The sequence below is a fragment of the Terribacillus saccharophilus genome (genome assembly GCF_046592595.1).
In the GTDB taxonomy this organism is placed as follows: Bacteria; Bacillota; Bacilli; order Bacillales; family Amphibacillaceae; genus Terribacillus; species Terribacillus saccharophilus_C.
In genome coordinates, this window is record NZ_JAWVPF010000003.1 from 197,670 (window position 1) to 219,547 (window position 21,878).

At 40.3% G+C, this 21,878-nt stretch carries 25 protein-coding genes, 1 pseudogene and 1 riboswitch; of the genes and pseudogenes, 10 read left to right on the plus strand and 16 right to left on the minus strand.

Translation table 11 applies throughout. The features are described 5' to 3' along the window. The first annotated feature begins 27 nt into the window (after window positions 1-27). The 4 genes from SFC25_RS06045 (at window position 28) to clpP (ending at window position 2,650) form a co-directional block, all read left to right on the plus strand. The gene (locus SFC25_RS06045; RefSeq protein WP_411214404.1) at window positions 28-831 is read left to right on the plus strand and encodes an ABC transporter ATP-binding protein; all 804 of its coding nucleotides are present in this window, start codon (window positions 28-30) and stop codon (window positions 829-831) included. A 103-nt stretch (window positions 832-934) separates the two neighbouring features. Next, window positions 935-1,216 (plus strand): phospholipase, encoded by a 282-nt coding sequence (locus SFC25_RS06050; protein ID WP_411214405.1) that lies wholly within the window; start codon window positions 935-937, stop codon window positions 1,214-1,216. Between the two features lie 132 nt (window positions 1,217-1,348). Beyond that, entirely contained in the window at window positions 1,349-1,987 is a 639-nt protein-coding gene (locus SFC25_RS06055) for a sigma factor-like helix-turn-helix DNA-binding protein (protein ID WP_411214406.1), read from the plus strand. 81 nt (window positions 1,988-2,068) lie between these two features. Then, window positions 2,069-2,650 carry an ATP-dependent Clp endopeptidase proteolytic subunit ClpP gene (clpP, locus tag SFC25_RS06060; protein ID WP_411214407.1) on the plus strand — a complete coding sequence of 194 codons (582 nt, stop codon included), beginning with the start codon at window positions 2,069-2,071 and terminating at the stop codon, window positions 2,648-2,650. A 160-nt stretch (window positions 2,651-2,810) separates the two neighbouring features. Here the strand turns inward: clpP and SFC25_RS06065 are convergent, their stop codons facing one another. The 7 genes from SFC25_RS06065 to SFC25_RS06095 form a co-directional block, all read right to left on the minus strand. After that, on the minus strand, window positions 2,811-3,062 hold the full coding sequence (locus SFC25_RS06065) for a hypothetical protein (RefSeq protein WP_411214408.1): 252 nt from the start codon (window positions 3,060-3,062) through the stop codon (window positions 2,811-2,813). A gap of 21 nt (window positions 3,063-3,083) precedes the next feature. Further along, a complete protein-coding gene (locus SFC25_RS06070; RefSeq protein WP_411214409.1) occupies window positions 3,084-4,427 on the minus strand; it encodes a TRAP transporter large permease subunit in 1,344 nt (447 codons plus the stop codon). A gap of 46 nt (window positions 4,428-4,473) precedes the next feature. After that, a complete protein-coding gene (locus SFC25_RS06075; protein ID WP_411214410.1) occupies window positions 4,474-5,367 on the minus strand; it encodes a prephenate dehydrogenase/arogenate dehydrogenase family protein in 894 nt (297 codons plus the stop codon). A 21-nt stretch (window positions 5,368-5,388) separates the two neighbouring features. Beyond that, window positions 5,389-6,051, minus strand: a complete 663-nt coding sequence (locus tag SFC25_RS06080) for an RraA family protein (RefSeq protein ID WP_411214411.1) — start codon at window positions 6,049-6,051, stop codon at window positions 5,389-5,391. A gap of 146 nt (window positions 6,052-6,197) precedes the next feature. Further along, window positions 6,198-7,049, minus strand: coding sequence for a MurR/RpiR family transcriptional regulator (locus SFC25_RS06085; protein WP_411214412.1), 852 nt, complete (start codon window positions 7,047-7,049; stop codon window positions 6,198-6,200). Window positions 7,050-7,203: 154 nt separating this feature from the next. Further along, the gene (locus SFC25_RS06090; protein ID WP_411214413.1) at window positions 7,204-7,518 is read right to left on the minus strand and encodes a DMT family transporter; all 315 of its coding nucleotides are present in this window, start codon (window positions 7,516-7,518) and stop codon (window positions 7,204-7,206) included. Then, window positions 7,518-7,859 (minus strand): DMT family transporter, encoded by a 342-nt coding sequence (locus tag SFC25_RS06095; protein ID WP_411214414.1) that lies wholly within the window; start codon window positions 7,857-7,859, stop codon window positions 7,518-7,520. The genes SFC25_RS06090 and SFC25_RS06095 overlap by 1 nt, the downstream gene beginning before the upstream one ends. A gap of 64 nt (window positions 7,860-7,923) precedes the next feature. Beyond that, window positions 7,924-8,020: riboswitch (guanidine-I (ykkC/yxkD leader) on the minus strand. A gap of 158 nt (window positions 8,021-8,178) precedes the next feature. Here SFC25_RS06095 and SFC25_RS06100 point away from each other — a divergent pair. Beyond that, window positions 8,179-8,805 (plus strand): annotated as a pseudogene (locus SFC25_RS06100) (DUF1349 domain-containing protein). 152 nt (window positions 8,806-8,957) lie between these two features. Continuing rightward, window positions 8,958-9,536 (plus strand): class I SAM-dependent methyltransferase, encoded by a 579-nt coding sequence (locus tag SFC25_RS06105; protein ID WP_411214415.1) that lies wholly within the window; start codon window positions 8,958-8,960, stop codon window positions 9,534-9,536. Between the two features lie 250 nt (window positions 9,537-9,786). Here the strand turns inward: SFC25_RS06105 and SFC25_RS06110 are convergent, their stop codons facing one another. Together SFC25_RS06110 and SFC25_RS06115 are read right to left on the minus strand one after the other, a co-directional pair. Then, the gene (locus SFC25_RS06110; protein ID WP_411214416.1) at window positions 9,787-10,041 is read right to left on the minus strand and encodes an HPr family phosphocarrier protein; all 255 of its coding nucleotides are present in this window, start codon (window positions 10,039-10,041) and stop codon (window positions 9,787-9,789) included. A gap of 121 nt (window positions 10,042-10,162) precedes the next feature. Then, window positions 10,163-11,203: an NAD(P)-dependent alcohol dehydrogenase gene (locus SFC25_RS06115; protein WP_411214417.1), complete on the minus strand. Its 1,041-nt coding sequence runs from the start codon at window positions 11,201-11,203 to the stop codon at window positions 10,163-10,165. Between the two features lie 246 nt (window positions 11,204-11,449). Between SFC25_RS06115 and SFC25_RS06120 the strand changes: the two genes are divergently transcribed. Beyond that, complete coding sequence (locus tag SFC25_RS06120; RefSeq protein WP_411214418.1) at window positions 11,450-11,866, plus strand: MerR family transcriptional regulator; 417 nt, start codon at window positions 11,450-11,452, stop codon at window positions 11,864-11,866. A gap of 192 nt (window positions 11,867-12,058) precedes the next feature. Further along, complete coding sequence (locus tag SFC25_RS06125) at window positions 12,059-12,805, plus strand: SDR family oxidoreductase (RefSeq protein WP_411214419.1); 747 nt, start codon at window positions 12,059-12,061, stop codon at window positions 12,803-12,805. 77 nt (window positions 12,806-12,882) lie between these two features. Here the strand turns inward: SFC25_RS06125 and SFC25_RS06130 are convergent, their stop codons facing one another. Beyond that, window positions 12,883-13,791 carry an AraC family transcriptional regulator gene (locus SFC25_RS06130; RefSeq protein ID WP_411214420.1) on the minus strand — a complete coding sequence of 303 codons (909 nt, stop codon included), beginning with the start codon at window positions 13,789-13,791 and terminating at the stop codon, window positions 12,883-12,885. Between the two features lie 180 nt (window positions 13,792-13,971). On the opposite strand from SFC25_RS06130, the gene SFC25_RS06135 reads away from it, so the two are divergent. Next, on the plus strand, window positions 13,972-14,952 hold the full coding sequence (locus SFC25_RS06135) for an aldo/keto reductase (protein WP_411214422.1): 981 nt from the start codon (window positions 13,972-13,974) through the stop codon (window positions 14,950-14,952). Between the two features lie 356 nt (window positions 14,953-15,308). Here SFC25_RS06135 and SFC25_RS06140 read toward each other — a convergent pair whose 3' ends face one another. The 3 genes from SFC25_RS06140 to SFC25_RS06150 all read right to left on the minus strand — a co-directional run bounded on the left by SFC25_RS06140 (window position 15,309) and on the right by SFC25_RS06150 (window position 17,941). Continuing rightward, window positions 15,309-16,157, minus strand: a complete 849-nt coding sequence (locus tag SFC25_RS06140; protein WP_411214423.1) for an STAS domain-containing protein — start codon at window positions 16,155-16,157, stop codon at window positions 15,309-15,311. A 296-nt stretch (window positions 16,158-16,453) separates the two neighbouring features. After that, on the minus strand, window positions 16,454-16,960 hold the full coding sequence (locus SFC25_RS06145) for a GNAT family N-acetyltransferase (protein WP_411214424.1): 507 nt from the start codon (window positions 16,958-16,960) through the stop codon (window positions 16,454-16,456). 81 nt (window positions 16,961-17,041) lie between these two features. Further along, window positions 17,042-17,941, minus strand: a complete 900-nt coding sequence (locus SFC25_RS06150; protein WP_411214425.1) for a DMT family transporter — start codon at window positions 17,939-17,941, stop codon at window positions 17,042-17,044. Window positions 17,942-18,045: 104 nt separating this feature from the next. Between SFC25_RS06150 and SFC25_RS06155 the strand changes: the two genes are divergently transcribed. Further along, window positions 18,046-18,930 carry an AraC family transcriptional regulator gene (locus tag SFC25_RS06155; protein WP_411214426.1) on the plus strand — a complete coding sequence of 295 codons (885 nt, stop codon included), beginning with the start codon at window positions 18,046-18,048 and terminating at the stop codon, window positions 18,928-18,930. Between the two features lie 107 nt (window positions 18,931-19,037). Here the strand turns inward: SFC25_RS06155 and SFC25_RS06160 are convergent, their stop codons facing one another. Genes SFC25_RS06160 through SFC25_RS06170 form a run of 3 tightly spaced genes read right to left on the minus strand, consistent with a single transcriptional unit; the run spans window position 19,038 to window position 21,840 of the window. Then, entirely contained in the window at window positions 19,038-19,841 is an 804-nt protein-coding gene (locus SFC25_RS06160; protein ID WP_411214591.1) for an ABC transporter ATP-binding protein, read from the minus strand. Further along, a complete protein-coding gene (locus SFC25_RS06165) occupies window positions 19,841-20,872 on the minus strand; it encodes a FecCD family ABC transporter permease (RefSeq protein ID WP_411214427.1) in 1,032 nt (343 codons plus the stop codon). Before SFC25_RS06165 ends, SFC25_RS06160 begins: the two co-directional genes overlap by 1 nt. Next, window positions 20,869-21,840, minus strand: a complete 972-nt coding sequence (locus tag SFC25_RS06170) for a FecCD family ABC transporter permease (protein WP_411214592.1) — start codon at window positions 21,838-21,840, stop codon at window positions 20,869-20,871. The genes SFC25_RS06165 and SFC25_RS06170 overlap by 4 nt, the downstream gene beginning before the upstream one ends. Window positions 21,841-21,878 lie beyond the last annotated feature (38 nt).

The window sequence follows — 21,878 nt, forward strand, 5'->3', positions numbered from 1 at the left end:
TAGCAATCAGTATAGGAGGTATTGGATTTGATAATAGAGCTGGAAAACGTTTCATTAAAAAAAGCCGGTAAATGGATATTGCAGAATCTAAATTGGAAGGTAGAAAAGGGACAAAACTGGATATTATTCGGCTTGAATGGCTCCGGCAAAACATCTCTGCTGAATTTATTGAATGCCTACACTTTCCCTACAACTGGAAACATGCGTGTTCTGGGCATGGAATTTGGGAAGACCTACCTTGCCGAAAAACTGCGGATCCAAATTGGCTTTGTTTCATCTTCGCTTCAGCAAAAGTTTGACTTGGGTAATAATGCCTTTGAAGTTGTTCTAAGTGGTGCTTTTGCATCTATCGGACTTTATGAAACACCTACAGATGAAATGAGAAACAGAGCCGCACAGCTGCTACATGATCTTGGCTGTTTTGCTTATGCCAATCAGCGCTACGAAACCCTTTCACTCGGAGAGAGACAGCGTGTTTTAATCGCCCGTGCTCTAATGGCAGATCCAACGCTGCTTATACTGGATGAACCCGCAAACGGACTGGATTTTCTAGCGCGTGAATCATTATTGGAATCTATTGAAAGAATCAGTAAGAAGCCTGATGCACCTACTATTATTTATGTAACCCATCATATTGAAGAGATTTTGCCCACATTTGATCAAGCCCTTTTACTAAAGGACGGTAACATCTTTGCTTCTGGCTATACAAACGACATGATTTCAAGTGAACAGCTCTCAGAATTCTTTGGTATCCCCGTTAAAGTAATGTGGAATCAGAATCGCCCACTCCTTTCCAGAGTATATCCGGCAAGTAATCAAAGCTCTGAGTAGCGGCTTTTTTGTTCCTTTATTACTTCCAATATGATAACTGCATATACAATTTGAATGCAGCCTGAATAGGTTGGACTATCGTTTAACTTTAGGAGGGATAAAAATGCCGCAAAGATTTGCCCGCTTCTGTATTTTCCCTGGATATAACTGGTGCGGTCCTGGCTGCAGCGGTCCTGGTTCTCCGGTCAATAAAGTAGATGCAGCATGCAAACAGCATGATATGTGCTATCGAAGACAAGGTAATCGGTGTGAATGCGACCGGATTTTTTTGAATAAGCTTCGTCCTCTAATCAATTCCCGTACACAAGAAGGAAGACATGCGAAAATTGTCTATAACTATATGAAACTTCAATCAGCAATAACATGCAGCAGTTATAGAAAGTAACGTTATCGCTGCTTCTACGTGACAAGAATTCACTAACGATATTGGCACTCACTTTAAAGTAAATAGTAAAATAAATGAATACCCGTATCTTTCAAGAAGCACAAAACGTATGAGCAATAAAGAGGTGAATTTATGGAGCAGCCAAAGAAAGCTGATTGTCAGTTGTCATTAGAGGAAGTATTAGATAAGCTGTCACAATATTGTTTGTATCTTACAAAGAACAAATGGGACAGTGAAGAGGTTATGCAAGAAGCTGTAGTAAAGACAATTACTAAATATTCCAAAGAGCCCTTCCCGCCGCCGGTCAGCCTTCTGAAAAAAATTGCATACAATGCTTGGATAGATCGAATCCGTAAGCAAAAGAAAGAAAAGCTTGTTTCTGAGATTCAGGATTTTGCTTCTGCAAGGAAGAAATACAACGAATGGCAAATACAGCCGTTAAACAAACTCACACCCAAACAGCTGATTGTATTTGTCTTAAAAGAAGCTTTTCAGTTTCAGTCTGCTGAAATAGCAGCTCTGCTCCAGACAAACGAATCTGCAGTAAAGAGCCTTTTACATCGCGGACGAACAAATATCATTTCTGAAACAATACATCCGCTTGTACAAAGTTCTTGGGAAGATTTGAATCAGGAAGAGCTTTTGGAACTTGTAGATGTCTCCTTGAACAGGGAAGATCCAGCAGTACTCATACGTTTTCTGCCAAACATACTACGAACTTCAAAGACTTCTCTTCCTTCCAACTCAACTCTTTATCTGGCTGCAGCGTAATGCTGCAGTTATTTTTTTACCCGTATCTTATATCACGCATCATTCGTTATACATATGAAAACTGAAAGGGGTGTGTATGGTATGACTGCAATACCTTACGTAGTAGAACAATCGAAAACGGGAGAAAGATCCTATGATATCTATTCAAGGTTGTTGAAGGATCGCATTATAATGGTGAGTGAAGAGATAAATGATAGTATGGCCAATGCTATTGTCGCGCAGCTGTTATTCTTAGCCGCTGATGATCCAGATAAGGATATCTCGCTATATATCAACAGTCCGGGAGGCTCCATTTCTGCAGGTTTTTCAATTCTTGATACAATGCAGTATATCAGTCCAGATGTACAAACGATTTGCACAGGTATGGCTGCCTCCTTCGGTGCTATGCTGCTTCTTGCAGGTACTCCGGGTAAAAGATATGCGCTGCCAAACAGTGAAATTATGATCCATCAGCCGCTTGGAGGAGCAAGAGGACAGGCAGCCGATATTGAAATAACTGCTAAGAGGATAATGAAACAAAGACAGCACATCAATCAACTGATCGCAGACTTTACCGGACAGCCGATCGAAAAGGTAGCTGCTGATACAGATCGTGATTATTTTATGAGTGCGAAGGAAGCGAAGAATTACGGTATTATTGATGAAGTACTTGTACGTAAATAGATATAAAACTTCATTTTAGGATGATTGAGGTTAGGATGATTGAGGAGTCTTCCTTTTGTTAAAAAACTCACAGAATACAAAAAACAACAGTAAGATCTGCGGCATGAAAGCCCAGCCTTACTGTTGTTCACTTATGAAACCCGTATCAACGGGGGAAGATTCAGCTGCCGGACATACTCTTCTCTTCGCTATTTACATCCTTCCGTTTCGGCAAGTAGTTCAAAGAAAAACCAACAAGGCTGAATAATGCACTCAATATAATTGTAGGATTCTTGAACCATTCTGCACTGCGAATGATAATATCTCCATTCTGCAGAATCAAGCCAAGGATCTGTCCAAATACAAGCAGCGTACCACAAGCCAGAAATGCTACAAGAAAAACTTTAAATAATAGTTCTGCAAGTTTTCGCATCAATATCAACTCCTATCTCTTTTATACTGGCAGGATCTCCATACCGATCAGCCAACCGATTCCGACAATTGGCAGCATGTAATACATAATTAGCGGGATGAATGTTTTTTCTGGTTTTGCTCCTGCCAGACCAGAGGCGATGAATATCGAACCTGAAGCTGGAGGAGAAGCTCCCTCGGTTGATGAGAATGCCAATATAGCTACTACAGCTACTAATGGATCTACACCAGCGGCAGTTAAAGCAGAAAAGGAAACTAAACCAACTGCTGTAAGTGTCGCGGTAGACGACAACGGCCCTGCTACCAATGTGACCAATATTCCGACCATCAGGACCATCAGCCATTTTGGTACGTCCAGTGCAGACGTGATCTGACTGAGATCAGCAGCAAGCCCTAATTGTGACAGCACTTCACTGGCTGCCACTGCAAATAACATCAAAGCTCCTATTGTGGTGAATTGCGGGATGGCAGTGGATAACATCCGTGACCAATTCGCTATAGATCCAGGCGTCTTTCTCCAGCCGATAATCAAACTGATAAGCATGATCAGGATAGGTATCCACGTAATCAACGAAATTTGATCCATTGCCTCCGGACCTATATTAGGGTTGTTTGTCAAAGCTTCGGCAATTGGCCCCACTGTAACAAGAATCGGAATCAAAGCACCAGCGAAGATGAATATGGACTTCCAGCCTTGTTTTACAGCTTGCCTAAACCCTACCAAATCCTCTGAAGGCAAGGATTTGATACCGTCTTTCTTCACAAGCAAGAATATTAGTATCAATCGGTATAAGACCTGGTAACCTCCACCAATCAGCAACGCAATGTACAGGTCGCCTTCTGCAACAACAGCTCCAATTGGTGCAAATCCAAGCATGATAAACATCGAAGAGTTTGGCGGCAATGCGGCACCTAAACCACCATTTCCAGCAAGGATTGTCGCTGTCGTCTCACGACTCCACCCGGATTTGATCATCCACTGTGCCGTGATTGATCCAGTGGTTGCAGTATTTGCTGAATTGGAACCGGAAAGAGCGCCAAGGATAGCGGAACCAACCGTACTCATGTATGCTGCACCACCTGGCAGCTTTCCGATAAGTGAGTTGAATATGCGCAAGAGAGCCTGAATCAAGTTGAGCTGATCTACTAAGAAAGCCATGAAAACAAAGGCAACAGCTGCATATAATACTTCATAAGTAGACGCAAAAACTAATCCTTCCCAAAATAATCTTGGAGCATCCATTCCTCCGAATAAGACAGTAGCAATGAAACCTAACAGCATTGCTTCGCCCATATTGCGCTTGACGATAACGTTCCAGATGATAATGACAGCAATGAACACTATTAATGCGATAAAACCAGTCATCTCATGTCCCTCCAATTCTGCGTGCCTTTAATTAAACGCTTACATTTTATGCGTTATACACGTCCTTCTCCTGCATCAACAAGTCCAGCACTTCCTCCCAAGTTTCCGGCTTGTTTCCGTCATACTTTTCCGGGATATTCAAATCAGCCAGTCTCTCCAATTTCTTTTGGGCAGCAATCGAAATACTAGCATCTATATGGGAGCCTTTCAGCATCTCGATAGAGCCGCCTAGTTCCACTGCTCTTCTCTTCGCATGGAGTGCACTACCTGTTACAAGTCGATTCATCGTTTCGACAAATGTTTTTGCGTTCATCGTTTCATCGATGGAACTGATCGCTTCATCTTCCACTTCATATTTCTTAGCTGCTTCCAGAAACTCGACCATCAAACCAACAATACCTTTCATATAGATGCTTCTGATAAGTTTGAGAGCTGACGCATCACCGGGGTTGTCACTTATCTTGGAAATTTGCATACCGTATTCAGCTAGATTATGAATGAAGAGATCTGTTCCTTTACCGCTGGCTGAAATCGGAACTTTGTGTTTATATACAGGTAGCGGTCCAAGCATTGCTGCATCTACGTATAAAGAACCTCCCGCTTCCACTATTTGGGCTGCTTGCTTCTTTATTTCCGGCGTTGCTGCAGATACATCTACATAAACCAAATTTTCTTTGTAGCTATCTGCAAGTTCTTGAGCAACTCCCAATGTCTTATTGGCAGGTACGGCTGCAATGACAATGCTGCAGGCTTGTAAAACATCACTGGCTCTGTGCATCAGTTCCACATTTGCTGCGTATGCTCTTTCTCTGATTCGTTCCGAGAAATTGGGATCACTCAATAGTGCATCAAATGCATAAGGTTTTTCCAGACCTTCTTGATTCAATCCTGATGCCATTTCATATGCGGCTTCCCCAAATCCAATAAACCCTAGTTTCATATTCTTCCTCTCCTATTCTTTCTATTGTTTGATTTTGCTCTCCAGCCATTTTGGAGCCAAAGACATCGGATCAGGTTGTTCCATATTCGCATATTGTGCAATTGTTTTGAGACGATTTTCTTCATACTCCAATTTTTCGGAAGCTTTATAAAGCACTTCGTCAATTCGATCGGCAGGTACGACAACCACACCATCATCGTCGCCTACAATTAAATCACCAGGTATAACACGGACTCCTCCACAAGAGATGACTTTGTTTACTTCTCCAGGACCGTCTTTATAAGGACCGTTTGGATTAAAACCTTTACTGTATATAGGGAATTTCAACTCTTCCAGTGCTTTTTTATCTCTTACTAATCCGTCAATCACAACAGCCTCTACTCCAATAGCCTTTGCAGAACTAGCCATTAATTCGCCTAAGTACGCATTATTTGTATGTCCTTTTCCATCAACTACTAAAACGTGCCCTTTCTTAGCAGAATAGATAGCTTGGTGAAGGAATAAATTATCTCCAGGTCTCAGGCTCACCGTCATAGCAGTCCCTACAAATTCCATACCTGAGCTGACTGGTTTGATACGGTAATCCATCGCACCTGTACACCCCATAACATCTGCAAGAAGTGTCGTATTCAACTTTTTAGCTCGCTCAATTAGTTCATTTGGTAATAACGTTACGGTTTCCATTGCTGATCCCCCTTAGTAATGTTTATTACTCGTAAATTTATTAAGGTAATATTTATTACTTTGATGGTGTGATCATATCACTTTATTCGATATTGGTAAAGCGCTTTCATAAAATTAATTCAAAATAAAAATGAGTTATCACACAATTAACGTTTTGTGTGATAACTCATTTTTGTAAGAATATCGTTGATTTTATCAAGTCTAGGCTTGGTTCTTTCAGGATAATTTATCGCTAAAGCACTTAAAATGTAATCTACAATAAAAATAGCTGAAACAATGCTATTATGAGAAGCTGCACTTGCAGAAGAACAAGGTAAGATGAAATCAGCATACTTAGTCATCGGAGAAGTATAACTATCCGTTATCAAGATGATTTGAGCACCGCAGGACTTGGCTACTTCTAACATATTTGCAATTCGTTCCGCATATCGCGGATAACTCACAGCAATTATTAAATCTGACGAGGTAAGACTTACGGATTCGTCGACCCATTCACTCTTATCTGCATCAATATATCTGCAATTTCCCAGGATCCTGTTTAAACCAAAAGCTATGTATTCTCCCACCGGTCTCCCGCTCCGCACACTGGTACAAAGAATGTTTTCTGATGCCGCTATTTTATTGATGATTTCTTGTAAGGTATCATCGGGGATATTGTCCAAGGAATATTGGATATTATCAAATTGCAGCTCTACATGCTGCTGCAAAAGTTCACTTTTATTTGCATCTTTTAAATTGGCTTCCAGTCTGGTTTGAGGAGCTGCTTTATGTTTCATGCTTGCTTGTAGTTCTTTCTGAAGCTCAGAAAACCCTGAATAGCCAACTGCCGCAGAGAATCTCATAATGGTAGCTGTACTCGTTCCTACAGCAGAAGCTAATTTATCCACAGTAAGAAATGCTACTTCCATTGGATGTTGGGCCACATAATCAGCGATTCTTCGCTGTGCTTCCGTCAGTTCAAATGCTTTGCTTTGCAATCTATGAATTAGGTCACTCAATGTATCACCTGCTTCTGATGAGATATAAATAAATAATTTTGTTGTTCAATCGGCATTTTAATCTTACTTAGTATGATAACACTTTTTACCTTAGTAAGATCAATCTTTTACTATCTCAGAAATAGATCCGCTCCAAATTGAACTGAGATGACTTTTAGGAAACAAGTTTTAATCCAACTGCTGCTCCCAATACCATAGCGATAAACAAGATCCTTCTCCAATCCTTCGATTCATTAAAGAATAACATCCCTACAACAGCACCGCCTGATGCTCCAATCCCTGTCCATACCGCATAAGCTGTTCCCATTGGCAAGCTTTCCATCGCAATGGAAAGTAAAAGGAAGCTCGCTCCAAATCCAAGAATCAGCAGGACTGCTGGTATCCAGTTTTTACCGTTATGCAGTTTGTTTATCATAGCAACACCTAACATTTCAAACAAACCAGCAAGAATTAAAAATGTCCACGCCATTACTGCTCTGCCCCCTCTGCTTCTTTATCTTTTGTTACAAGTTTCAGCCCGGTCACTCCTGCCAGTAACAAAACTACCAGCAAAAATTTATTCAGGACGAACGGCTGTCCAAAGAAAAGAATCTCCGCGAAGAAAGTACCTGCGGTTCCCAATCCAACGAATACGGCATAAACCGTTCCAACTGGTATAAAGCGTCCAGCCCTTATCATTAGATAAAAGCTGATTACGATTGCAATCATCGTTCCAATCCATTCCAAAGCACCACCTGCGTGTTTTAATCCAATCACCCATAACACTTCAAAAACTGCTGCTACAATAACCATCAACCAGTGTTTATTCATTTTTCCCACCTCCAGATATATTCTGTCCCAGATAAAAAAAGCCTGGGAGTAACTGTTGAACAGTTTCTCCCAGGCTTTTATCCTTCCGTGACACAGTGAATACTGTGAGTTTTCTCTCGGACCAGACCAGCCACGGCTGCGGAACCCTAGAAAACATTTATCAATATTCAATTCACTACATTGTATAAGGTCACACCATAAAAATCAAATCAAAGAGATATGAGTGCTAAAAGAATTTATATCATATTCTTATGGTATTGACAAAAAAGTATAATGGTAAGGACATACAGAAATTGGAGGGATTCACGTGATAAAATCAATGCTCCTAGATGAGAGGTTTGAAAGTGAAAATTTCAATAGCTTACTCCAATGGCGTTATGAACCTCAAAAATGGTTTATTGATAAACAGAGCTCTCAATTGATTCTAAAAACTGATCCAGAAACAGACTTCTGGCAAAAAACTCATTATGGTTTCGAAAATGACAATGGACATTTTCTTTATATGAAAACAGATAAGAACTTTAGAATGACCACTAAGGTAAAGGCTTTGCCGAGTTCAAAGTATGACCATGCAGGATTGATGATTCGTTATTCAAAGGATGTGTGGGTAAAAACTTCCTTAGAATATATAACAAATAGCTTAAGCAAATTAGGCGCTGTAGTTACCAATCAAGGCTACTCTGATTGGTCAACACAATATGTAAAAGATAAAGATATCGATTTATACTTACGGTTATCCAGGATAGCTCAGAATTGTTATATAGACTTCTCCTGAGATGGCAAGGAATGGATGCAAATGCGCATCGCTCATTTGGACATTCCTGATGCTGCAGCAATTTCAGCTGGATTATTTGCATGCAGTCCCCAAGGAAGAGATCAATCTGTTCGTTTTGATTTTCTTACTTTAGAGGAGCTTTCTATTGACCTAAATGAAGCTTACCTATAATCGACTTCAATTTTTTTCTGATCTGCTGCCAAATGGCAGCTTTTTTTATGTTTTAAGCTTTTACAAAATCGTAGTGCATTACTATTTACAACATGCTAGGTTTCCATTATAGTTATTATAGAGTTTATTTATCTTTAATTAAAGGAGCTAGTATGAATCAAAAATTACAGAAGAAAATCAGTAACTTAGAAAATATCGAAAGATTTCCTGCAAGTGAGTTATTTGAATTTATACATATAACAAAGGACGATAATGTACTGGACCTTGGAGCTGGCACGGGTTATATTTCTCTTCCGATTGCTGAGCGTGTCAAACATGTATATGCATTCGATTATGATGAAGATATCCTGACATACCTTGATAACAAAGCATTGGAAAGAAACATCATAAACATTAGTACCGTTGCCGGAAACTTTAAAGATATTCCCTTAGAAAATCAGACGATTGATGTTGCTCTTGCTTCTATTGCTTTGCATGAAGTTCAGCCCCTTGCAGCAGCGCTGAAAGAAATTCACAGAACATTAAACGAAAAAGGGTTGTTCTTATGTATTGAGATAGAAAAAACTGAGACTTCAACTGGACCAAGAGTTTCTTCTGCAGATATGGAAACTGAAATCCATGCTGCTGGCTTTTCCATTTTAGATAAAGTTTTTCCATCAACGAAAATCGCAAACCAGCCAGTTTATATTATCCTTGCTCAGAAGAATGAAAAGACAGAAGAAATTGAATAAGACACTCTTAAGAGTGTCTTTTATTTAGGAACCATAAGGTTGTGAGATTCATCATTTGAGCTATTGTAATCATGATTTATGATTTCCACTAACTTAAATTCTCTATTTTCATATTCAAATTTTAAAATACAGCAATTTCCGATTTTATTTTGCGGCCGCTCTTTTATAAACCATCACTATACTGCTCTTTAAGACTGGCTGACTATTATTTTTGTACAAAAGCAGCCTATTTATTTATTGCTTTCAAGGTCTATTTATCTAAAAGAAAACACTTTAATGTGTCAAAAGTTACTTGCTCATCACACCCATTTACCATCAGCGTAACCTCATCGCCATCATTTACGTTTAAATCCATCACTCTCATGATCTTTTTTCCATCACTGGATACTCCCCTTTTGGCAAGTATCACATCACTTGAAAAGGAACATGCTTTATCCACAAATAACGCCGTATTTCTTGCCTGTAATCCACGATGAAGTTTTACAGTTAACTTTGTTACGAGCATATTTCCACCTTTCTCCGTTAATAACTCTTTTAAAGATACATATTGCTTTTGAAGGGAGCTTAAGAGAAAAGGATGCCCTAAAACTGCATATCAGGACATCCTGGATTGAAGGTTACTTATATTACAACGTGCTGTTATCGATTACGAAGCGGTACTTTACGTCTGAGGACAGAACACGTTCATATGCCTCATCGATTTGGTCAGCAGCTATCACTTCGATTTCCGGTGCAATATCATGTTCTGCACAGAAATCTAACATTTCCTGCGTTTCACGGATGCCTCCGATCAAGGAACCTGCAAAAGAGCGACGATGACCGATGAGAGTCATCACGTTCAGTGACAACGGATCAGCCGGAGCACCAACATTAACCATGGTGCCATCTAAATTCAGCAAGGAAAGATATGCATTCAGATCGATCTTTGCACTTACAGTATTAATGATTAGGTCGAAGGATCCTGCAAGTTTTTCGAATGTTTCTGGATCGCTTGTAGCATAATAGCTGCTTGCACCGAATTGCAAACCATCTTCTTTCTTCTTCAATGATTGCGAAAGGACAGTCACTTCCGCACCCATAGCATGAGCAATCTTGACAGCCATATGGCCTAGACCACCTAAACCAACAACCGCTATTTTTTTGCCAGGTCCAGCTCCCCAGTGGTTAAGTGGTGAAAATGTCGTAATACCGGCACAAAGCAATGGAGCCGCAGCATCAAGTTCGATATTATCAGGAATTCTAACTACAAAGTCCTCTGTTACGACGATGTGCGAAGAATAACCGCCTTGGGTTGGCTCTCCATATTTATCCACACCCGCATAAGTAGGGATATTTCCTTTTAGACAGTATTGTTCCTCACCTTTTACGCAGTTTTCACATTCTCCGCATGAGTCGACCATACAACCTACCCCTACTCGATCACCGACTTTATACTTCGTGACCTCGGTACCTACGTCTGTAACGATTCCAGCAATTTCATGTCCTGGTACAAGCGGATAGTTGACCTCTCCCCACTCTCCATGGGCAGTATGTATGTCAGAGTGGCAAATACCCGCATATTTAATTTCGATTAAAACATCTTGATTATCAAGTTCACGCCTTTTAATTTCAGCAGCTCGAAAAGATTTATTTGGACCGTCAACAGCCCGTGCTTTAGCGATTACCATTTAAAAAACCTCCATTGAAGTTTATAGTTTTAGAGAATAATATGGACAGACTTTATCCTTTCTTCTCTTGCAAACAATTGTAATCTTTAGAGTCAACTCTAAGTCAAGCATGTGAGTAAATATTTACACCACTTTATATATATTTAAATCTCCATCACTTTGACGTTCAGCAAATCCTATGATAGAATCCTTCCTATTCATAGAGTGAACTCGAAGTCTATATATTTATAGAAAAGGAGAGATACGATGAAGACATATACAATCAGTGAAGTAGCAAAGGAATTGAATGTTACAGCATACACCTTGCGTTACTATGACAAGGAAGGACTGATGCCTTTTGTTGAACGTACAGCAAGCGGCCGACGTTTATTTAAAGAATCCGACATTGCCGCTTTAAACATCATTGAATGCTTGAAATCAACTGGTATGCCGATAAAGGAAATTAAGACCTTCATTGATTGGTGTACAGATGGGGACGGTACGCTGCAGCAGAGATTTGACATGTTTATGGAACGAAAATCTGTGGTGGAAAAACAGATGGAAGAACTAAAAGAAACGATGAAACTTATCAAGCATAAATGCTTTTATTACAAAACTGCCTTAGAAGCTGGAACCGAAGATATACATAAGAACGATAAAATTGAAATTCCAGCTGCCACTTAATAAAAAGGGCCATCCGTATTGTAAATATACAGATGGCTCTAATTTTTATACCTAATGCTCCCTTCTGGCATCATCAATCTTACGAGCTAAACAGATCAAACAAATGCTCTCTTGAAAAATATGAAACTTCACTCTTGCTTTAGAGCTGACTCTAGGGTGTAGACTCAACGTATTCACAAAGGAGGATTTAATATGACCATCGAAAATAAAGTAGTTATCATCACTGGAGCTTCCTCTGGAATAGGGGCAGCAACAGCAAAATTATTGGCTAGCCAAGGAGCTAAAGTTATTTTAGGAGCTCGCCGCGAAGACAAACTGAAAGCATTGACTGAAGAAATTCAAAAAACTGGCGGTCAAGCTGCTTATCACGTCACAGACGTGGTTAATCCAGATGACAGCCAACAGCTTGTACAATTAGCAAAAGACACTTTTGGCGGTGTAGATGTTATCTTCCTGAACGCTGGATTAATGCCTAATTCACCACTATCCGCATTGAAAACGGACGAATGGAACAGTATGATTGATGTTAATATTAAAGGTGTATTGAATGGCATCGCAGCAGTACTGCCTACCTTCACTGCACAAAAGTCCGGCCATATCATCACTACTTCTTCAGTCGCTGGACTCAAGGCTTACCCAGGCGGGGCAGTATATGGTGCAACTAAATGGGCTGTCCGTGATTTGATGGAAGTCTTGCGCATGGAATCTGCTCAAGAAGGCACGAATATCCGCACAGCCACTATTTATCCTGCGGCTATCAACACAGAATTGCTCGATACCATCACGGATAAGAACATTTCAGAAGGCATGACTGCAATGTACGAACAATATGGTATAACTCCTGATCGAATTGCGAATATTGTAGCTTTTGCAATGGATCAGCCTGAAGATACGAACATTAACGAATTCACAGTCGGACCAACTAGCCAGCCTTGGTAAGATATTGATTAAACACAAATTAAATGAACAGGCTGTCGGGAATACCTCGACAGCCTGTTTTTTTCTTTCCCAGAAGCTCAGACTTTTTCCTTCGGCTCCTCCCTGAGTCTCTTTATATCTGCTCTAGGTGAAAAACCAAACATCCGGGCATATTCGCGGGTGAATTGAGATTGACTTTCATAACCAACTCGAAAAGCAGCTTCCGCTATATCTGGTAACTCAGCTAATAACAAACGTCTGGCTTCCTGCAATCTCAACTGCTTTTGAAACTGAATCGGACTCATAGACGTCACTTCTTTAAAATGCCGATGGAGAGAAGAGACACTCATATTCGCTATCTCCGCTAAATCTTCTATTCGGAAAGATTTATCAATATCAGAAATGATATATTCAATTACATTTCTGATTCGGATGGCATTGCTGCCTTCTAAGGCCATTTGTTCGAGTGCGTCCCCATTTGGTCCCTGCAAAACCCAATAGAGTATTTCCTTCTTTACTAATGGAGCGAGTATCGGGATGTGCTTCGGGCTGTCCAACAAGCTAGCTAATCTAATTACCGCATCTAGCAAAGCGGAGTCTGATTTACCAATAAACATGGCTCGCTTTGTATCACGTTTCTTCCCGGACTTTGTGTCTGCTTCATTAAGTATTTCTAAGATTTCCTTTGGGGTAAATTCAAGTTTGAGGGCCAAGTAGGGATAATCATTTGAGGCATGAATGACTTGCCCGGTTACTGGCAGCTCTACTGATGCCACGATGTAATTGCCTGGTCCATATCTAAAGCATTCTTCCCCCAGCCATACCTCTTTTTCTCCTTGGACAATAATGCAAAAAGAGGTCTCATTAACTCTAGCTATGGGTTCTCTGACCATGGATTCACGGATAAGAAATAACGATTCGATAGAAGTAGGATGAACACCATCTTGACCGGTATATTTGCTGATAAGTCCGCCCAGTACTTGCTGCTTCTCAGTATCCTTAATCATGTTTATTTGCCGTCCCCTTCTATATTGGATGTGTTCATTTTAATTGATATTTTTTTACTTTGGAAAGCTTTTGAGAGGATCAGGCAAAAACTTGATACGAATGGGTTTCATGTCTGATTAAATTATATGAGACAATCTAAGAGATAGTAATAGACAAAATATAAAAGGAGGATTATATAAATGGAATATATAAAACTAGGAAATACAGGTTTGGATGTTTCAAGATTTTGTTTAGGATGCATGAGCTTTGGCGAAGCAGAAAAATGGATTCATCAATGGGTTCTTGACGAAGAGCAAAGTCGCTCTATCATTAAAAAAGCACTGGATTTTGGTATCAATTTCTTTGATACAGCAAATGTATATTCAATGGGAACGAGTGAAGAATTCTTAGGTCGAGCATTAAAGGATTATGCCAATCGAGACGAAGTAGTGCTGGCAACAAAGGTCCATGGACGGATGCACGATGGACCAAATGGTGCAGGTCTTTCCAGAAAAGCCATCTTGAGTGAGATTGATAAAAGCCTTAAAAGACTAGGTACAGATTATATAGACCTTTATATCATCCATCGCTGGGACTACAATACCCCTATCGAGGAAACAATGGAAGCATTGCATGATGTAGTGAAAGCTGGAAAGGCAAGATATATTGGCGCCTCAGCTATGTACGCTTGGCAATTCCAAAAAGCACTACACGCAGCCGAGAAAAATAATTGGACACGCTTTGTATCGATGCAGAATCACTACAACCTGATATATCGTGAAGAAGAGCGTGAAATGCTTCCACTTTGTAAAGAAGAAAAAATTGGTGTGACTCCGTACAGCCCGCTTGCATCAGGAAGACTGACACGTGATTGGTCGGAAACAACTCATCGTTCTAAAACAGACGAAATTCAAAGATCAAAATACGATGCAACTGCCAATGCAGACCGAGTGGTCGCAGAAAGAGTAGCCGCAATAGCGGAGAAACATGATGTTCCACGTATCCATATTGCACTGGCTTGGCTGTTATCAAAAGAAACAATAACCGCTCCTATTATCGGTGCTACGAAAATATCCCATCTCGAAGATGCTGTAGGTTCTCTAGCCGTTAAGCTAACCGATGAAGAGATCGCTTTTCTGGAAGAAGCCTATATCCCTCATGCAGTAGTGGGACCAAATTAAGGCAATGACACTATATAACAACCCAGTCAATTTGGGTTGTTATTTTTATAATAATTTTTTTGAGTTGCTCTTGAATATGTAAAGTTTTCCTCAGTTAGAAATAAAGGTTTACAATGTCGAAATATCGGGCATAGTAGTTTAGTTGAGGGGGACAGCAATAACGTGTACTTAAATGAAAAGAAATTAATTTATAGGGAGCTAGCCAGGTTAATGCATGATTTCGACAGATGCTCAGAAGAATCCATTAAAAAGCATATCAATGCAGATATTGCACTTTTAAAACAAGCGATCCATTATAAAGCAAAAAAATAACTCTCCTTCTTTCTGCAATCGAAAGTGGAGAGTTTCTTTTTTGCTTATTTCATTACATAGCGATCGATTGCCACTCTCAAAGAATGTGTCGTTTTCACATCAAATCCAATTCCTAGTTGTGTTGCAGTCTGAGCTATTTCAGGTCTGATACCAGACAATATTGTTTCTACTCCAAGCAGCCTCAAGGAATTGACTATATTGAAGATCCGATGGGCAACCATCGTATCTATTATTACCACACCTGACATATCAAGGATCAGGTATTCAACTCCTAATTTTGCACATTGCTCGAGCACATTGTCCATCATATACTTCGCTCGGTTTGTATCAATATCACCTACAAGAGGCAGAAGTGCAACATCCGGTGTCAATGAAATGACCGGCGTACTAAGCTCTAAGATCATTGTTTGCTGTGCGGCCAGCTTGAATTCAGCTTGCTTTGCGTTCTCTCTTGTAAACCAGACAACAATCTGATTAAAAGCATCCGTTACGTTCTTTGTATGTCTAAGCGTTTCCTTCCCACATAAATCACGTTCAGCGACAAAATCTTCTAAGAGTTCCAGGTATAATGATTCCGACCTGCTGAATTCATCAAGTATATCCTCGATCGGTGTATTCAAATGCTGATCATCTTGTGTCATTTCCAATACCCATTCTTCCAACAGTTGATAAGAAGAAGGATTTCCCGGATTGAACAACTCAGCAAATCGTACATAGAAAGCATTTATTTGCTTTGTTAACAATTCCCTGACCGCTGGATCATTGGAACCATATACTCCCGAAGGTCTATTAAGTTCTCCAACCCATTTATTAGTAAGATGACCTATGTTATCGCGAAAAAACTCGTGTAATCCTTTATCTGGTGATATCTGCAGTTTTTTTCCGGTTCCCATCCCTCTATCTCCTTAACATATATGTACTCAACACTTTATTTTATCATGTGAAATATAAAATACCTATTTATATCATTTAATAGCAAAAATTGTCGTAGAAACTAACCAAATCTATCAAACCTAATCTCAGTCACATTACTTACTTATAGGCTTTGCTATACCGGGAATTTAATATAAAAATTGGAGCAATAGGAGAATCGATGATTTGATAAAAGCCCTTGCGCTGCCTCGCATAAGCTAATCACATAAAAAAGACGCCTTTTAAGCGTATTTTTTCATATATCCATCAACATAAGTCAATCTCCCGTTTTCATTTCTTTGACCAGATTAAACCACACCTCACCCGCATGCTCAGAATCTGATTTACCTTCATTGCGGTACCCATTCGTTTCATAAAAAGGAACCAAGTAATCTAAGCATGTCAACGTGATTCCGTCTCTCTTATTCCTTTTGCAGACTCTTTCTAACTCACATAATAATTGTGAAGCAACACCTTTCCCTCTATACTCTGGGTGCACAGCTATACTGAGGATACTTTGAAATCCTCCTCTTAATGGATTTGGTAATGAGTGCTCAAATAGATTGTCTGTGATATAACGGTGATTTATCACTGGGCCTACTACATAACCAATTATCTTAGCTTGCTCATCTTTAGCAACGATAAATGAGTCAGGAATAACTGTAATCCGGTTCAGCATCGCTTCTTCCGTTGCAGCTTCATCTGGTGTAAACCCTGAATTCTCTATGTACATCAGTTCTTTTATATACTCAGGACGCGGCGCTGTGAAGTTAATATCCATCATGTATTTCTTCCCTCACTTATCAATCATGTCAGTACATACCCTATTAGTTAATTATATATTTTAGGTGAAGAAACTGACATATTACTTTTTATCATCTTTCACGATAGATAAAATCGAAATAGTACATAGAATCAAGATTGTACCCGCCCACTCAGCTAGTCCAAACGGAATATGGAACCAGAAGATAGAAAGAAATGTTGCAGACAATGGTTCAACAGAAGCAAGCAGACTCACCTTTGACGCTGCAATATGTCTTGTACTTTCCAAATAAAAATAAAAAGCAATAATTGTACCGAAAAGGATAACAAATAAAACCCCCGCTATAGAAGCTAATGACCAATCCCCCTGCACTTCCCATGGTTGATGTATGAAACTGAAACTGATACCGCCAATCAGCATACCCCAACCAACTACTATACCCGAACCCCAGTCCGCAAGCAGTCTTAAAGGCTGTAATGTGTAAAAGCTTAAAGCAAATGCTGAGGCAATACCCCAAAAGATAGCCCAACCGGAAATAGAAAGAGATTGGGGATTCCCACCTGTTACCAGCAGGAAAGTACCTATAATAGCTATTACAACAGATATGATAATTGTAAATGACGGCAGACGTTTTGAACGCAGTGCCAAATAACACGTAATAAGTGCTGGCGCTAAATACTGGAGGATGGTTGCGGTTGCTGCGTTTCCATGTTTAATTGCTGCAAAATATGTATACTGCACAGCAAGCATACCCAGGATACCAAATAAAATAATACACATTGCGTCATACTTGCTTCTCCAGACCGACCATACTTTCTTACCCTCTTTTATGTACACAATCGACAACATGAAAACTCCAGCTGCTAATAACCTTATGTCTGTAAGCCACTCCGCACTGAACCCTTGCTCCTGGAACAAAAATTGAGCTACCGTACCCGATACTCCCCATAAAGTAGCACCTGTAAGTACCAAAACGATTCCTAACACACGATTGTTCTTCACCTGATATCCTCCTCATTCTGTTACAATAGTGCCATCTTAAATAAACAAACAGTAATTTTATACTAAATTTGAATATAAAAATAAAACAATATTGAGGTAACAGCATGCAAATAAGAGATTTCTTGATTAATCCGCAATTAGAAGAACTAACTCAACACAAGACAGTCGAATTACCTGTAGCATGTTATGAAACAACGATTGATCATCATGTACATGGATATATACCGCTTCATTGGCATAATGAGATTCAACTTGTGCTTATCACTAACGGTAATGCTGTATTCCAAATAAATGAAGAGAAAGTGGAGGTTCAAAAAGGGGAAGGAATTTTTATCAACAGCGGCTGCCTGCACAGAGCAGATGATCTAACTGGATCAAACTGTGTCTATATCTGTTTAAATGCGTCACCCCGTACCCTTTTAACACAGGACTTATATGTTAAATATGTACATCCCTACATCCAAGCAACTAATCTTACTTACTTTAAAATAGGAACAGATGAAGATTGGCAGAAAAATATATCAAGAGCCATTCTGGAAATTCATCACTTAATCAGGGAAAGGTCACCTTATTTTGAAATCAGCGTAATCCATCACCTTAATCTTATATGGCAAAACTTAATCATGAATGGCTTACAGCTGGAATACAGCGAAACGGACATTGTAAAAAGTCAGCGCATGAAACAAATGCTTCATTACATCCATGCTCATTTCAATGAGAAAATAAGCCTGTCCGATATTGCCAAAGCCGGGCAATTAAGCCGTTCAGAGACCTGCCGGTATTTTCAGCGGATGGTAAAACAGTCTCCTTTGAGCTACGTAACGGATTATCGTATCCAAAGGAGCTTGCTCCTGCTCCAGGATCAGCATGCAAATGTCACCGATGTAGCTTATCAAGCGGGATTTAACAGTACCAGTTATTTTATTGCAAAATTTCGCAGCGCTGTTGGTATGACACCGTTAGCGTATAAAAAAAATCACCAAGGATAAAGCCTAGATAGTATTTATTAACTCGAGCTTCTGATGTCTTATTATTAAAATGGAAACACAGGAAAGGAGCAGCGCAGTATGCGTGCTCCTTTCCTGTGTTATCTTATTTAACTAAACACGTGATAACGCCCCCGCGGCACTATCATTGGGGATTTAGAAACCGGATCTTCCATAACAGTACAGTCAAGATCGAAGATTTCTTTGATTAATTCATCCGTAATGATTTTAGATGGACGTCCTTCGGCCATCAGCTCTCCCTTACGAAGAGCAAAGATGTAATCTGCATAGCGGGCAGCGAGATTGATATCATGAAGAACCATTACTATCGTCGTACCATATTTTCGGTTTAAATCTGTAAGCAAGTCCAGAATCTCAACCTGATACGTGATATCCAAAAAGGTCGTTGGCTCATCAAGGAACAATATATCTGTCTGCTGAGCTAGTGCCATTGCAATCCATACCCGCTGCCTTTGGCCGCCTGACAACTCATCCAAATGTCTGTTAGCAAGCTCGGTAATCCCCATCATATCCATTGCTTCCTCGACCGCTTGATAATCCTTTTCTGACCATCCACTAAGCAGGGATTGATGCGGGAATCTGCCTCTTCCGACTAAATCAGCCACTGAAATACCTTCAGGGGCGATCGGCGACTGCGGCAGCACCCCTAATACTTTTGCAAGTTTCTTAGGAGGTATTTTGTGGATTGATTTTCCATCTAAAATGACTTCCCCAGACACTGGCTTGATCAGTCTTGCCATCGTCTTGAGCAAAGTTGATTTACCGCAAGCATTCGGACCGATAATAACATTGATTTGATTGTTGGGAATTTCCACATCAATCCCGTGCAGGATTTTTTTATTTTCATAGCCGGAAACAATTTGCTCTGTTTGAAGTTTGTGAGTTGATTTCATCATAAATATCCCTTTCGATTCATCCTTATGAGTAAATAAAGCAGATAAGGCGCCCCAACCAATCCGGTTATTATACCAACTGGATACCTTACTTCAAAAGCAAATTGCCCTATCAAATCTGCTCCGAGAACTAGGTTGATACCTATAAGACCCGCAGGCAGCACGTTTGAAAACCCAGATCCTACTAATCTTTTAGCAATCGGACCAGCCAGGAAAGCGACAAACGCTATTGGCCCAGTAGTTGCAGTGGCAAAAGCTATCATGAGTACAGCACTCACTATGAGGATCAGCCTGATCTTATTTGTACTCAATCCAAGTGATAATGCTGACTCTTCCCCAAGCTCCAATATGTCTAAATGCTTTCCCAAAACAATTAATAGCGGAGCGAAAATTACTACTGTACAAATAAGCGGGAATAAAGTTTCCATTTTAGCGCCGTTCAGACTTCCGCTTAACCATCGAAGTGCGGCTGGCAGATCTTGCTGGCTGCCCACCATCAATAGATAGGAAATGACTGCGCTGAGAGCTGCCTGGATACCGATACCAATCAGAATAAGCCTTCCAATGGAGAAATGACTGCCTGATGATAATAAATAAATAAGCAAAACTGTGACTAATCCGGCTATTACGGAAGCTAAAGAAACAACTGTATTGCTCGTTTGAAAGATAAGGATACTGAACAAAGCTGCTGCACTGGAACCAGTGGTGATACCCAGTACATCGGGATTCGCGAGCGGATTCCGGAGCATTGTTTGGAATATATGTCCTCCCATACCAAAAGCCAAGCCGGCAAAAAGACCAGCTATCATCCTTGGGAGCCTAATTGTATTGACAGCAAAATAAGCTCCTGGGATTCTTTCACCCATAAGCACTTGGATAACTTCTGAAATAGGATAGATTGTATTACCCAAAAGAAGCATAGCCATACAAAGTCCAACAGCAACTGCTGCAAGCAGGATATTAATGACCAGCCATCTTCTGAATCGTCGTTTTCTGCCTTGTTTTATAAAAGTTGTTGAGCTGTTTATCATAGTGACCGCACTTTCAGTTTAGTTGCAAGCAGTATTAATACAGGAGCACCAATGAAAGCAGTTATAATCCCGGCTTCCACTTCACCAGGACTCCCTATCAATCTGCCAAGTACATCAGCAATCGTCAGTATGGCTGCACCCGAAATAGCTGACATAGGTATTATGAGGCGTAAATCCGGGCCAAAGATGAGCCGCATTAAATGCGTAGCCAGCAGACCGATAAATCCAATAGGACCAGCCAATGCGGTGACCGCACCGCATAAAATGACGCCGGTGAAAGCAGATACCAATGTCAATAATCCCGTGCGGACTCCTTGACCAGTTGCAATCTCATCTCCCAAAAGCAATGCATTAAGCGATGGCGCCATTATAAATGCCAGCAGGATTCCAGAAACTAACAATGGCAAAAAGATTACGATGAAATCCCAATTTGCAGCACCCACACTTCCTACTTGCCAAAACCTGAACTGATCCATCACAAAAGATCGAGGAAGCATGATAGCACTGATCAGCGAAGATAATATGGCACTTGTTGCTGCACCAGCCAGTACAAGTTTAAGAGGCGTATTGCCAGTACGCCCCATTGAACCAATTCCGTATACAATGATAGCTGTAATGATAGCCCCTGCTATAGAAAGCCAAATATACTGTCCAGCTGTACTGATATTGAAAAATGCTATACCTATCACAACAAACAAAGATGCTCCTGTGTTTACCCCTAATATACTGGGATCAGCCAATGGATTACGGGTTACTGCTTGCATGAGAGCGCCAGACACACCCAGCGCTCCTCCGCACAGCAAACTAAATACCGTTCGAGGTATTCTTTCACTTACCACAGCTGCAGCATATGAATCCGAGCTGGATAAAAATAATCCTGCCATTAAGTCATCCAACGTCACAGATCTTGATCCGAAAACCAGTGAAGCTACGATACTAACACACAGCAATAAGAAGAAAACAATCATGATGGCTGCATAGTAGCTTCGTCTATGTCCTACTGGTC